Here is a 13068-nt window from a genome sequence, read left to right as displayed (position 1 = left end):
ATGCGGGGCTTTTTGCATCTGCCACTGGCGTATTGCAGTTTGCTGCGGTATACTGGAACCGGGCAAACAACAGCACAGGAGGTGCTTTTTTATTATGGTACAGGTAGACCTTATCACCGGCTTTTTGGGCGCAGGCAAAACCACCTTTCTGCGCCGGTATGTCCGGTATCTGGTGGCACAGGGCCACAATGTCTGCATTCTGGAAAACGACTTCGGCGCAGTGAACGTGGATGCCATGCTGGTGCAGGACCTTCTTGGCCCGAACTGCGACCTTGAGACCATCAGCGGCGGATGCGACTGCGACACCCACCAGCGCCGGATGCGCACCAAGCTCATTGCCATGGCCATGCGCGGGTTCGACCGGGTGGTGGTGGAACCCAGCGGCATCTTTGATGTGGACGAGTTTTTTGATGTGCTGCGGGACGACCCGCTGGACCGCTGGTATCACATCGGCAATGTGATCGCCATAGTGGATGCCATGCTGCCGGAAACGCTTTCGCCGCAGGCTGAGTATGTGCTGGCATCCGAGACGGCCAACGCGGGCCGGGTGCTGGTCAGCCGTACCCAGTTGGCCGGGCAGCAGCAGACCGCTGCCGCCGTGGCCCACCTGACCCGTGCGCTGGAGGGCTGCAAGTGCTCCCGCCGCTTTGCGCCGGAAGAGATCATCACCAAGGACTGGGCACGGCTTACCGATGCCGACCTTGCCGCCATTGCGGCCTGCGGCTGCAGGCAGGCCAGCTGCGAAAAGCTGCATTTTGACGAGCACGAAGCCTTCAGCTCTCTGTGCTTTCTGGAGCAGCACCTGACGCTGCAGCAGCTGCAGGCCGCTGCCGACCATCTGTTTGCGGATGCCGCCTGCGGCCATGTGCTGCGGGTGAAGGGCTTTGCACCGGACCCGCAGGGCACCACCGGCTGGCTGGAGCTGAACGCCACCGCTGCCGGCAGAACACTGGAACCCATCCCGCAGGGGCAGGATGTGCTCATCGTCATTGGCGAAGGACTAGACAGGGCAAGAATCGAAACGCAGCTTCACCGCTGAGCTTTCAACGAACGTTGTAAAACTGGTGCAAAAAAGGAGAACAGAATCATGAAAAAGAACCCGCAGATGCCCTCGGCGCGGCGCATCCTCGGCATGGTGGTCGGTATTGTGATCATCGGGCTGGGCATTGCACTGTTCAAGCAGTCTCACCTTGGCAACGACTCCATCAGCGCACTGAATATGCGTCTGGCCGAGATGCTGGGCATCTCGCTGGGCGTGCAGAACCTGTGCACGAACATCCTGTTCTTTGCACTGCAGTTCTGGTTCGGGCGCAAGTACATCGGCCTGGGCACCTTTGTCAACGGCATTGGCGTCGGGTTCATTGTCACGGCCTTCTACGACCCCATTGCAGCCCACTTTGGCCCGGCCGAGGCGCTGGGCCTGCCGGTGCAGCTGCTGTGGGTGGCGCTGGCGGTGCCGGTCACGGCGCTGGGGGCTTCGCTGTACCAGACGGCAGATCTGGGCATCGCCCCGTACGATTACCTCTCGCTGGGCCTGCGGGACTACACCCCGGTGCCGTACTTCGGCTGCCGCGTGTTCACCGATGCACTGTGTGCGCTGCTGTGCTGGCTGCTGGGCGGCCTTGTGGGCATCGGTACGCTGATCTGTGCCTTCTGCCTGGGGCCCTTCATCCAGTTCTTCAACGGGCTGGTGTCGGAGCGGGTGCTGCACTACAAGCCGGGCGGCCAGTAAGATCGGGAAATCAAAAAGGCGTGCACCTCCTTTGCGGAAGTGCACGCCTTTTGCTGTGCAGAAATCAGAACTTGAACAGCGGGGTGCCGGCCAGCACATCGCCCTCGGCCAGCATCTTCAGCTCGCCCATGTCATCGCCGTTGGTCACGATGATGGCGGTAGCGGTGGGATGGCCTGCGGCGCGGATGGCGTCCAGATCCACCTTCAGCAGCGGGGTGCCGGCCTTGACCTTATCGCCCACCTTGACCAGTGCCTTGAAGCCCTTGCCCTGCATCTCCACAGTGTCCATGCCAACATGGATCAGGATCTCGATGCCGTCCTCGCTGGTCAGGCCCACGGCGTGCAGGGTGGAAGCCACCTGTTCCACGGTGCCGTCAAACGGAGCATACACGGTCTTGCCGGTGGGCTCGATGCCGCAGCCGGGGCCAAGGATGCCCTGTGCAAAGGTCTCGTCGGGGATGTCGGCCTGTGCCAGCACCTTGCCGCGGATGGGGGTCAGAACGGTCTTGCTCTGACCGAAGAATTTGACAGTCTCTTCCTGCTCGGTCTTGCCGCCGAACAGCTTATCAAAAAAGCCCATGTTAAAATACCTTCTTTCCGATCATTTCATAGAGCCAGCCGGCCGAAACGCTGTCCTGCAAGGCCCACCGTCTCCAACCCATTGGTCTACCCAAAAGATACCACATTGTGAAAGAAATTGCAATTGGTATCCCGCATAAAACCGCCAAAAATCTTTGGCGGCATCACATCAGGTCGATCAGCTGCTCGATCTCCTCCATGCGGGTGGCCCAGCTGGTGGCAATGCGCATCACGGTGTGGGTGTCGTCGTACTTCTCCCAGAAGCCGAACTTCGCCTTGCCTTCCAGCGCTTCCAGCTGGCTGTTTTCCAGAATGGGGAACACCTGATTGGTGGGCGACTCCATATAGAAGCGGTAGCCCTTGGCAGCAAGGCCCTCCTTCAGACGGTCGGCGGTCTCGATGGCGTTCCGGCTGATGCGGGTGTACAGATCATCGGTGAACAGCACATCGAACTGCAGGCCCATCAGACGGCCCTTGGCAAGCAGCGCGCCCTGCTGCTTGACCATAGTCATAAAGTGGGCCGGTGCGCCGTGGGGAAACACCACGGCCTCGCCGCACAGCGCGCCCACCTTGGTGCCGCCGATGTAGAACACATCGGTCAGGCGGGCGATATCCTGCAGGGTAACATCGGTGCCCTTGGCCATCAGACCGTAGCCCAGGCGTGCGCCGTCCATGAACAGGGGCATGTGGTACTCCTGACACACAGCGTGCAGCTCTTCCAGCTCAGCCTTGGTGTACAGGGTGCCGTACTCGGACGGGTGAGAGATATATACCATGCCGGGAAACACCATGTGGTCGTGGTTGGCATCGGCATAGAAGGTGGCGCACCAGTCGCGCACATCCGCGGCGCTCACCTTGCCCTCGTGGGCGGGCAGGGCAATGACCTTGTGGCCGGTATACTCAATGGCCCCGGCTTCGTGTGCAGCCACATGGCCGGTGGCAGCAGCCATCACGCCCTGCCAGCGCTGCAGCATGGACGCAATGACGATGGCGTTGGTCTGGGTGCCGCCGGAGATGAAGGTCACGTCTGCATCCGGACAGCCGCAGGCAGCGCAGATCTTTGCTTTGGCGCTGGCGCAGTAGGGGTCGGTGCCATAGCCGGGCACCTTTTCAAAGTTGGTCTCGGCCAGCTTTTGCAGGATGGCAGGGTGTGCACCCTCACAGTAGTCGTTCTCGAAATACAGCATATCGTTACTCCTGATCCAGTGAGATAAAGTGTTGATAGGGCTATTCTACTACGGGGGAGAGGGAGTGTCAAATCACGTCCCTCTTTACGGCAAAGGATTTTTACTGTATCTTTAGTTTTTCTATGGTATAATGCGGGAAACGGAATATATTATTTGGGAAGGGGAATGTGCATGAAAAAACAGACGCTTGTGCGGGATGCCACCGTAATGCTGCTGGCTCTGTTCGCCGCCTATGCCATGGTGATGCTTACACAGGCCGTTATGGGCCGCATTGAGGGCGTAGCAATGCTTATCTTTATGCTGGCGGTATTCGTCACCTCTATGTATACAGAAGGTTATGCGTGGGGCGTGGCGGCTTCGCTCATCAGCGTGCTGGCTGTGAACTTTGCCTTCCTCTCACCGTATTTCGCCTTCAACTTTACCCTGTCGGAAAACCTGTTCTCCGGCCTTGTGATGCTGGTGGTGTCCATCATGACCAGCACCCTCACCACCCGCATCAAAAAGCAGGAACAGCTGCGTATGGAAAGCGAGAAGGAGAAGATGCGTGCAAACCTTCTGCGCGCGGTTTCTCACGATCTGCGCACCCCGCTCACCTCCATCTACGGTGCCTGCTCCACTGTGATCGAAAATTATGACTCGCTGGATAAGGAAAAGACCATTAAACTGCTTGGCGAAGCCTGCAGTGATGCCCAGTGGCTGACCCGCATGGTGGAGAATCTGCTTTCCGTCACCCGCATCGACAGCGAGAAGGTGACGGTGCAAAAGACCCCCACTGTGCTGGACGAACTGCTGGATACGGTGCTGGTCAAGTTCCGCAAGCGCTACCCGGAGATCCCGGTGGAGCTGGAAACGCCGGATGCCTTTATCGTGATCCCCATGGATTCCATGCTGATCCAGCAGGTGCTGATGAACCTGCTGGAAAATGCCGCTCTGCACGCCGAGGGCATGACAAAACTGACCTTGAAGGTGTTCACGGTGGGCAATCGTGCGGTGTTCGAGGTGACGGACGATGGCTGCGGCATCCCCAGAGAACGGCTGAAAACGCTGTTCTCCGGCACCGGCGGCACCGACCCGGATGTACCGGCAGACAGCCGCAAGCACGGCATGGGCATCGGCCTTTCGGTGTGTGCGGCCATCATCAAGGCGCACGGCGGCGAGATCAAGGCCGAGAGCCGTCTGGGTGAGGGAACGACCATCCGCTTCTGGCTGGAGACCGAAGAAATTGAAATGGAGGATGCAGAAGATGAGCAATAACAAATTCAAGGTCCTGATCGTAGAGGATGAGGCAAATATCTGCAGCTTTATCGAAACGCTGCTCACCACCAACGATTATCAGGCTCTGGTGGCTCATACCTGTACCATGGGCCTGACCCTGTTCGCCTCCCACAACCCGGATCTGGTCATTCTGGATCTGGGCCTGCCGGACCGGGACGGGCTGGAATTCATCCGCACCGTGCGGCAGAAGTATATGACCCCCATCGTGGTGCTCTCGGCCCGCACCGACGAGATGGATAAGATCGAAGCGCTGGATCTGGGTGCCAATGATTACATCACCAAGCCCTTCAGCACCGGCGAACTGCTGGCCCGCGTGCGCGCTGCCCTGCGGCTGAACCGCTACAGTGCCATGCACGGCGGCAATGCCCCGGCGGGTGAGTTCCGCGCACAGGGAATGCGCATCAACTATGACCGCCGTAAGGTGTTCGTGGACGAGCAGGAGATCAAGCTGACCCAGACCGAATACAACATTGTGGCGTTCCTTTCCCAGCACGCGGGCCGCGTGATGACCTATGCGGCCATCGTCAAGGCCATCTGGGGCGATACCGACATCGGCAGCACCAAAAAGCTGCAGGTGAACATGGCCAATATCCGCAAAAAGCTGGGCAGCCGTCCGGGCAGCAATGCCTATATCCTCAATGAGCTGGGCGTGGGCTACCGCATGATCGACGAGGATGCCCGCAGCGGGGAGATCAACGAATGATACTTGCACTGATCCTGTTTGCTGTTACCTATGTATTGATGCTGCGGCTGCAGCAGTACCGCCCGTGGGTGGCACTGTGCAGTGCGGTGCTCTTTATTGTGCTGGGCGAGGCAGGGGTCTACGAGTTTTCACTCCGCGCCGCGCTGCAGGCCGTGGATTATAATGTGCTGCTCATGATGGCGGGCACCATGGGTACGGTGGCACTGTTCATCGAGAGCAAAATGCCTGCCCGCCTGGCGGAAATGCTTATCGTCCGTGTGCCGGATGTCAAGTGGGCGGTGTGTATGCTGGCGCTGTTCGCCGGTGTCATCAGTGCTTTTGTGGACAATGTGGCCACGGTGCTCATGGTGGCACCGGTGGGCCTTGCCATTGCCCGCAAGCTGAAGATCTCGCCGGTGCCGGTGCTCATTGCCATTGCGGTGTCCTCCAACCTGCAGGGCGCGGCCACGCTGGTGGGCGACACCACCAGCATCCTGCTGGGCAGCTTTGCCGACATGAATTTCTTCGATTTCTTCTGGATGCGGGGCCGTCCGGGCATCTTCTGGGGCGTAGAGCTGGGAGCACTTGCTTCGCTGGCAGTGCTGCTGTGGCTGTTCCGCCGCGAGACCCAGCCTATCGCCGCAAAGGTGGAGACTGAGGTGGAGGACGATGTGCCCACTGCCCTGATGCTGCTTACGGTGGGTCTGCTCATTGCGGCATCCTTCCTGCCGGAGCCTGCAGCCGGGCCGCTGCACACGGTGTACGAGCTGCGCAGCGGCCTTGTGTGCATGGGGCTGTGCCTGTTTGGCGTGGCGCGCGCCTGCCTGCGGGCAGGGTCAGCAAAGCCGCTGGCGCATGTGCTGGGCGAGCTGGACTGCGATACCCTGCTGCTGTTGTTTGGCTTGTTCATCGTGATTGCGGGCATCCACGCGGCGGGTGTTATCGACGCAGCAGCCCGGCTGTTCCATGCCGTGGCAGGGGAAAGTCCTTTCCGACTGTTCACCCTGCTGGTGGTGGTGTCGGTGGTGCTTTCGGCCTTCATCGATAACATCCCTTACGTGGCCGCCATGCTGCCGGTGGTGCAAAGCATCGCCGCCCTGATGAACGATGGCATGGGCGTGGAACCCTATGTGTTTTACTTCGGCCTGCTCACCGGTGCAACGTTGGGCGGCAACCTGACCCCCATCGGTGCTTCGGCCAATATCGCGGCCATTGGCATTCTGCGCAAAAACGGCGAGACCGTCACCACCTGCGACTTCCTGCGCATCGGCGTGCCCTTTACGCTGGCCGCCGTGCTGGCAGGCTATGCGTACCTGTGGCTGGTGTGGGGCAAAGTCTGATCTTCTGGCCTCCGGAACGGCTGCCTGCTGAAGAAAAAAACAAAGAAACTCCGACCCTCTGCACCGCCGGAAAATCGGCCTGCAGAGGGCTTTTTTCGCGAAAGTATGACGCTTTGTAGTGGGGAAAAAGTTTTTTTGAAAAAATGCTTGACAATTCTGCCATATCTGGTATAATAACTATCGTTCCGAGCGTCACAGCTCACGAATACAACAGAATATGCGGATATGGCGGAATTGGCAGACGCGTTAGATTCAGGTTCTAATCGGGGCAACTCGGTGGAGGTTCAAGTCCTCTTATCCGCACCAAGAAAAACCAGTACACAATGTGTACTGGTTTTTCTTTTTCGGTGCGGAAGAGAACTTGAACAGCAACGACGACGACCGCAGCCAGCGGCTGAAACAGGGAGGAGTTGTTGGGGCCGCGTTCTGATTTTTCAAAGCCCTGCCAAGGGGTTGTAGAAAAATCAGCAAACGCAACCCGTAAGGCCCTGACCGCCAGATTCCGCCGCGGTTCCCAACCCGTAGGAATGTCTACCGGGAGGCAGACTGTCCACTGTCTTTTTTGTTTTACACGGCAGTTTCCCTTTAGCAGTAACAGCGGATAAGAGGACTTGAACAGCAACGACGATGACCGCAGCCAGCGGCTGAAACAGGGAGAAGTTGTTGGGGCTGCGTTCTGATTTTTCAAAGCCCTGCCAAGGGGCTGCAGAAAAATCAGCAAACGCAACCCGTAAGGCCCTGACCACCAGATTCCGCTGCGGTGCCCAACCTGTAGGAATGTCTACCGGGAGGCTGCTGCTTATTTTGCTTCACCCAATAATTCCCCTTTCGTAGTAACAGCGGATAACATGGATATCGGCTGCGTGGAACTGCTGCTCCGGGATGGGAGAAAAATTTCCATTGACTGCACCGGGGTCGAGGATGCGCTGAATGTGACCATGGCGCAGAGATCAGAGTTGGATTACCTCATCTACAACGACCCGCTGGGCTATGCTGATTTGATACTGAACGGCGACCCGGAGGAATATTTGAAGAATGCGGCCGGGAGCCATGGGTTAGAAATCTGAATGAATGCTGGACATTACCGCTTTTTTGAGCTGGTGATGTCCGGCATTTATTATTTGGTGTTGATCGATCCATTTTAATGGAATCTTTATACTTCTACAATTTTTTTTACGGCTCTTTTATCTATTCCATGCTAATCTTTATGCACACGGATAGGTAAAGGAGCTTTTATGATTCAATATCCTCGTTACAAGCGGCACCGTTTTTCTTCTTTTCAGGTTATTATTGCAGGTTTTGCGGCAGTCGATCTGGTGGGCGCATTGCTTCTGATGCTCCCGATCGCTGCACAGCAGCGGTGCGTCACACCGTTCCATGAGGCACTGTTTACCTCCACCTCTGCCCTTTGTGTGACCGGACTTGTGGTTCAGGATACCGGAAGCTACTGGTCGGCTTTTGGGCAAAGCGTGATCCTTCTTCTGATCCAGATCGGAGGATTGGGCGTCATTACGGTGGGCGCTGCCTTTGCGCTGCTTTCCGGGCGAAAGATCTCCCTCAAGCAGCGCAGCACGATGCAGGAAGCTACTGCTGCCCCGCAGATGGGCGGCATCGTGCGGCTGACAGGCTTTATTCTGCGGATCACCGCCCTGTTTGAATTGGTCGGTGCTGCACTGCTGCTGCCGACGTTCTGCGCCGATTATGGTTTGCGCGGGATCTGGTACGCGTTGTTTCATTCCATTTCGGCGTTCTGCAATGCGGGGTTTGACCTGCTGGGAACAGAGGGTGCAAAATTTGTTTCGCTGACACGGTATGCAGGTGACCCATTGCTTACCACAGTGATTGCGGCCCTGATCGTCTTTGGCGGCCTTGGCTTTCTGACATGGGAGGACATTTGTACATATCGCCTTGATTTTCACCGTTATCGGATGCAGAGCAAGGTGATCCTTGTCACAACGGCATTTCTTCTGGTACTGCCGACGCTGTACTTTTATTGCTTCGAGTTCACGGCAGGCTCTGCCCGGCAGCGCATTTTATTGTCGATGTTTCAATCCGTTACCCCCCGTACTGCCGGTTTTAACACTGCTGATCTTGCTGCGATGGGCAGCACTTCACAGGCATTGATGGTGGTTCTGATGCTGTTGGGCGGTTCGCCCGGCTCTACGGCAGGCGGCATGAAAACCACAACATTTGCCGTTCTGCTGGCCAATATGTGGGCGACCTTCCGCCGCAGAGAAGATGCCGAATTTTTCGGGCGGCGCATAGATGGTTCTGCGGTCAAGAATGCTGCCACGATCGCAGGGATGTATTTGACGCTGTTCTTCCTCGGAGCCTTTGTCATTGCTGCGGCCGAGCAGCTGCCGATGTCAGTCTGTCTGTATGAGACTGCTTCGGCTGTGGCAACGGTGGGTCTGACATTGGGTATCACGCCGCAGTTGGGCATCCTTTCGCAGGGGGTGCTGATCGCACTGATGTTTTTGGGACGTGTTGGCGGATTGACGTTGATCTATGCGGCATTTGGCAGCAGCCCTGCCCACTCTCGTCTGCCGCAGGAGAAGATCGCAATCGGATAAAGGAGACAAGTATGAAATCGATTCTTTTGATTGGGCTTGGCCGTTTTGGCCGCCATATTGCGCAGGAACTGAATGAGCTGGGTCATCAGGTCATGGCAATCGACAGCAACGAAGACCGTGTGAACGCCGTGCTTTCCTATGTGACGAATGCACAGATCGGTGACAGCACCAGCGAATACTTTCTGCGCTCCCTTGGTGTTGGCAATTTTGATGTGTGTATCGTAACCATCGGCGGCAATTTTCAAAGCTCGTTGGAAACAACATCACTGCTCAAGGAGCTGGGCGCAAAGCTTGTGGTCTCGCGTGCAGAGCGGGATGTACAAGCCAAGTTCCTGCTGCGCAACGGTGCGGATGAAGTGGTCTACCCGGAAAAGCAGCTGGCAAAGTGGGCGGCGATCCGATACAGCTCCGAACACATTCTGGATTATATCGAGCTGCAGGACGACCACGCCATCATGGAAGTGACCATTCCGCCGGAATGGATGAATCGCACGATCGGTGAGATCAATATCCGAAAAAAGTATAACATCAACATTCTTGCGCTGAAAAAAGACGGGAAGCTCGATATGAGCATTACGCCGGATACGCAGCTGTGCCGGGATGAAAGCATGCTGGTTTTGGGAAAATACGCATCGATCCAGAAGTGTTTCCGGCTCTGAAAAGATAGGACGGATCATATGGATGTCGTTTTGTTACTGATGGTTCTTGGAGTTATGTTGAGTGGTTTTTGGGCAGCAGATGCGCTGGATCACATGCGGAAGGAGATCCTTCAACAGGAAGGAAAAAGACGCGGCTGGTGGTCGTGACCATCAAATTGTGCTATACTGTGGGCAAGGCAGGTGATTTTTATGAATCAGAACGACCCACCCACTGAACATATTCTGGCGTGTCTGTCGTCCTCTCCCTCCAATGCAAAGATCGTGCGGACGGCAGCAACGATGGCAAAGGCGTTTGGAGGGACCTTTACAGCTCTGTATGTCCGGACGCCGGATTCGGATCAGATGGGACAAGAAGATCGTCGGCGTTTGCAGCAGCACATTCGTATGGCAGAACAGGCAGGTGCCGACATTTCTACGATCTACGGGGATGACATTCCGCAGCAGATCGCAGAGTTTGCCCGCATCTCCGGCATTACAAAAATCGTACTGGGGAGCTCCAGCGTACATCGCCGCCATTTCTGGAGTGGACCGTCACTGACTGAAAAATTGACGATGACTGCGCCTAATCTGGATATTTACATCATCCCGGATGCTTCTGCAGAGAACGGCTACGGTTCAGGACGGAAGCTGTTCACCCGTCCGCTTCTGCCGTCTGTCCGTGATCTGCTGATTACCGCAGGCATCCTGAGCTGTATCACGCTCATCGGCTTCTTTTTCCTGCAGCTGGACTTTGCGCGTTATAACATTATTATGCTCTATATGCTGGGGATGCTGTTCACCGCATTGTGTACCAGCGGTTACACCTGCGGTGTGCTGGGGTCCGTTGCCAGTGTAGCATTGTACAATTTCTTCCTGACCGAGCCATACCTGACATTCCATGCGTATGACCCCGGTTATCAGGTTACGTTTGCCCTGATGCTGACCTCCGCAATTATTACCTGTACGTTGACGACACGGTTGAAAGACCATGCAAAAATGTCTGCGCAGGCAGCATTCCGGACAAAAGTACTATTTGATACGAATCAGCTTTTACAGAAAGCCAAAAGTGAAGAAGAAATCTTTTCACTGACGGCATCCCAGCTGATGAAGCTGCTGAACCGGAGCCTGATCGTCTACCTGGAACAAAATGGAGGTCTTGGGGCAGAACAGGTTTTTGGAGTTGACGGGGAAACGGCGCAAAACATCTTTTCTGCACCGGAAGAACGGGATGCAGCAAACTGGACGTTTGCCAACAAAAAGCGTTCCGGTGCAGGCACGGATAGCTACCCGGATGCAAAGGGACTTTATCTTGCACTTCGGACCGGAGGCGGCGTGTTTGGAGTGATCGGGATCGATCTGTCCGAAAAACCGCTGGATGCCTTTGAAAACAGTGTGCTGCTTTCCATTCTGGGCGAAGGTGCGCTGGCCATCGAAAACCGCAGAAATGCGCTGGAAAAAGAGCAGGCAACCGTGCAGGCAAAAAATGAAGAGCTGCGGGCAAACCTGCTGCGCACGATCTCCCATGACCTGCGCACCCCGCTGACCTCCATTTCCGGCAATGCCAGCAATCTGCTTTCCAACGGAGAAACGCTGGATACAGAGACCCGGAACAAGATCTGCACCGATATTTTTGACGATGCGCAATGGCTGATCGGTCTGGTGGAAAATCTGCTTTCCATCACCCGCATTGAAGATGGGCGGATGAATCTGCAGATCTCGCCGCAGCTGATGGACGAAATGATCGAAGAAGCACTGCACCATGTCAACCGGAAAAGCTGCGAACACACCATCACAACACAGTATGGGGACGAGATCCTTCTGGTCAATGTGGATGCACGGCTGATCATGCAGGTCGTTGTCAATCTGGTGGATAACGCCATCAAATACACCCCCGTTGGCTCGGTCATTCAGATTTCGGCTTACCGGAAAGACCATCAGGTCGTAGTGGAAGTGGCAGATAACAGCCCCGGCATTCCGGATCGCGCAAAAGCACAGGTGTTCGAGATGTTTTATACCGGGCAGAGCCGCATCGCAGACAGCCACCGCAGCCTTGGCTTGGGCTTGCCCCTCTGCCGTGCAATCTTGACGGCTCACGGCGGAACATTGACCCTGCGTGACAACATTCCCAATGGCAGTGTCTTTTCCTTTGCATTGCCGCAAAGCGAGGTGAACATTCATGAATAAGCCGTCCATTCTGGTCGTAGAGGATGATGTTCCTGTACGGTGTCTGATCACAACGACCCTGAAGACCCACGGCTATAAATATCTGACTGCTTCCAATGGGGAAACGGCGATCATGATGGCCACCAGCCACAATCCGGACATCATGCTGCTGGATCTTGGGCTGCCCGATATAGATGGCATCGAGGTCATCCGCAGCGTCCGCACATGGTCGAACCTGCCCATCATTGTCCTGAGTGCCCGGAGCGAAGATTCTGATAAGATCGAAGCACTGGACAACGGCGCAGACGATTATCTGACAAAGCCGTTTTCCGTGGACGAGCTGCTGGCAAGACTGCGTGTAACGCAGCGCCGATTGAATCTGCTGGCTTCTGACGGTATAAACAGTCCGGTTTTTGTCAATGGTCCTTTGAAGATCGACTTCTCGGCCGGGTGCGTCTGGCTGGGTGAGAATGAATTGCATCTGACCCCCATCGAGTACAAACTGCTGTGTGTGCTGGCGCATAATGTGGGCAAGGTGCTGACGCATACATCCATCACACAGCAAATATGGGGAAGCACGCAGGAAAATGACATTGCTTCCTTGCGTGTTTATATGGCATCCCTGCGCAAAAAATTGGAACGATACCCGGATGCGCCGCATTTGATCCAGACCCATGTTGGTGTCGGATACCGGATGCTTCGTGTGGAAAACGATGAAGCATAGTAAAAAAAACAGGGTGCGCCCTGCGGACGCACCCTGCCAAAAGCCACATGCGATAGCGATATGTACAGCAGGGAGTTCCCCACCGGAGGGAACTTCCTGTTTTTCGTTGTTTGCATGATGAGCCTGCTCTGCCTGCCATACTGAGGCATTTTTATGCGTTATTTTTTCATGGAGC

The 13068-nt window shown here is 56.1% G+C and carries 12 protein-coding genes and 1 tRNA gene; 11 read left to right on the top strand and 2 right to left on the bottom strand.

Features of this window, described 5'->3' with window-relative positions:
* Positions 1–94: 94 nt before the first annotated feature.
* Positions 95–1039, top strand: coding sequence for a GTP-binding protein (locus ACGHP1_RS12955; protein WP_120121288.1), 945 nt, complete (start codon positions 95–97; stop codon positions 1037–1039).
* Between the two features lie 48 nt (positions 1040–1087).
* Positions 1088–1732, top strand: coding sequence for a YitT family protein (locus tag ACGHP1_RS12950; protein ID WP_097777278.1), 645 nt, complete (start codon positions 1088–1090; stop codon positions 1730–1732).
* A 64-nt stretch (positions 1733–1796) separates the two neighbouring features.
* Here the strand turns inward: ACGHP1_RS12950 and ACGHP1_RS12945 are convergent, their stop codons facing one another.
* Positions 1797–2312, bottom strand: coding sequence for a PTS glucose transporter subunit IIA (locus tag ACGHP1_RS12945; RefSeq protein WP_005944949.1), 516 nt, complete (start codon positions 2310–2312; stop codon positions 1797–1799).
* Positions 2313–2475: 163 nt separating this feature from the next.
* Positions 2476–3498 (bottom strand): low specificity L-threonine aldolase, encoded by a 1023-nt coding sequence (locus ACGHP1_RS12940; protein WP_207698448.1) that lies wholly within the window; start codon positions 3496–3498, stop codon positions 2476–2478.
* 171 nt (positions 3499–3669) lie between these two features.
* Here ACGHP1_RS12940 and ACGHP1_RS12935 point away from each other — a divergent pair, with 171 nt between their 5' ends.
* From ACGHP1_RS12935 to ACGHP1_RS12895, 9 genes are all read left to right on the top strand, one after another.
* Complete coding sequence (locus tag ACGHP1_RS12935) at positions 3670–4752, top strand: ATP-binding protein (protein WP_154259355.1); 1083 nt, start codon at positions 3670–3672, stop codon at positions 4750–4752.
* On the top strand, positions 4742–5476 hold the full coding sequence (locus ACGHP1_RS12930; protein ID WP_044954127.1) for a response regulator transcription factor: 735 nt from the start codon (positions 4742–4744) through the stop codon (positions 5474–5476). The genes ACGHP1_RS12935 and ACGHP1_RS12930 overlap by 11 nt, the downstream gene beginning before the upstream one ends.
* A complete protein-coding gene (locus ACGHP1_RS12925; protein ID WP_223388680.1) occupies positions 5473–6795 on the top strand; it encodes an SLC13 family permease in 1323 nt (440 codons plus the stop codon). Before ACGHP1_RS12930 ends, ACGHP1_RS12925 begins: the two co-directional genes overlap by 4 nt.
* Positions 6796–7014: 219 nt before the next feature.
* A tRNA-Leu gene (locus ACGHP1_RS12920) sits at positions 7015–7101 on the top strand.
* A 542-nt stretch (positions 7102–7643) separates the two neighbouring features.
* Positions 7644–7862 (top strand): DUF6061 family protein, encoded by a 219-nt coding sequence (locus tag ACGHP1_RS12915; protein ID WP_097781473.1) that lies wholly within the window; start codon positions 7644–7646, stop codon positions 7860–7862.
* Positions 7863–8030: 168 nt separating this feature from the next.
* Positions 8031–9368 (top strand): TrkH family potassium uptake protein, encoded by a 1338-nt coding sequence (locus ACGHP1_RS12910; RefSeq protein ID WP_390509597.1) that lies wholly within the window; start codon positions 8031–8033, stop codon positions 9366–9368.
* 11 nt (positions 9369–9379) lie between these two features.
* The gene (locus ACGHP1_RS12905; protein ID WP_005926948.1) at positions 9380–10027 is read left to right on the top strand and encodes a TrkA family potassium uptake protein; all 648 of its coding nucleotides are present in this window, start codon (positions 9380–9382) and stop codon (positions 10025–10027) included.
* Positions 10028–10216: 189 nt separating this feature from the next.
* On the top strand, positions 10217–12190 hold the full coding sequence (locus tag ACGHP1_RS12900) for a DUF4118 domain-containing protein (RefSeq protein WP_390509596.1): 1974 nt from the start codon (positions 10217–10219) through the stop codon (positions 12188–12190).
* Positions 12183–12893: a response regulator gene (locus tag ACGHP1_RS12895; protein ID WP_097776326.1), complete on the top strand. Its 711-nt coding sequence runs from the start codon at positions 12183–12185 to the stop codon at positions 12891–12893. Before ACGHP1_RS12900 ends, ACGHP1_RS12895 begins: the two co-directional genes overlap by 8 nt.
* Positions 12894–13068: the final 175 nt, after the last annotated feature.

This window comes from Faecalibacterium sp. i21-0019-B1, from assembly GCF_042852915.1.
Taxonomy (GTDB): Bacteria; Bacillota; Clostridia; order Oscillospirales; family Ruminococcaceae; genus Faecalibacterium; species Faecalibacterium taiwanense.
This window is presented reverse-complemented; position numbering and strand designations above follow the sequence as displayed.

Coding starts and splice junctions, on each gene's coding strand:
- ACGHP1_RS12940 (WP_207698448.1), bottom strand. CDS start 3,498: ATGCTGTATTTCGAGAACGACTACTGTGAGGGTGCACACCCTGCCATC.
- ACGHP1_RS12915 (WP_097781473.1), top strand. CDS start 7,644: ATGGATATCGGCTGCGTGGAACTGCTGCTCCGGGATGGGAGAAAAATT.
- ACGHP1_RS12935 (WP_154259355.1), top strand. CDS start 3,670: ATGAAAAAACAGACGCTTGTGCGGGATGCCACCGTAATGCTGCTGGCT.
- ACGHP1_RS12900 (WP_390509596.1), top strand. CDS start 10,217: ATGAATCAGAACGACCCACCCACTGAACATATTCTGGCGTGTCTGTCG.
- ACGHP1_RS12945 (WP_005944949.1), bottom strand. CDS start 2,312: ATGGGCTTTTTTGATAAGCTGTTCGGCGGCAAGACCGAGCAGGAAGAG.
- ACGHP1_RS12910 (WP_390509597.1), top strand. CDS start 8,031: ATGATTCAATATCCTCGTTACAAGCGGCACCGTTTTTCTTCTTTTCAG.
- ACGHP1_RS12895 (WP_097776326.1), top strand. CDS start 12,183: ATGAATAAGCCGTCCATTCTGGTCGTAGAGGATGATGTTCCTGTACGG.
- ACGHP1_RS12955 (WP_120121288.1), top strand. CDS start 95: ATGGTACAGGTAGACCTTATCACCGGCTTTTTGGGCGCAGGCAAAACC.
- ACGHP1_RS12925 (WP_223388680.1), top strand. CDS start 5,473: ATGATACTTGCACTGATCCTGTTTGCTGTTACCTATGTATTGATGCTG.
- ACGHP1_RS12905 (WP_005926948.1), top strand. CDS start 9,380: ATGAAATCGATTCTTTTGATTGGGCTTGGCCGTTTTGGCCGCCATATT.
- ACGHP1_RS12930 (WP_044954127.1), top strand. CDS start 4,742: ATGAGCAATAACAAATTCAAGGTCCTGATCGTAGAGGATGAGGCAAAT.
- ACGHP1_RS12950 (WP_097777278.1), top strand. CDS start 1,088: ATGAAAAAGAACCCGCAGATGCCCTCGGCGCGGCGCATCCTCGGCATG.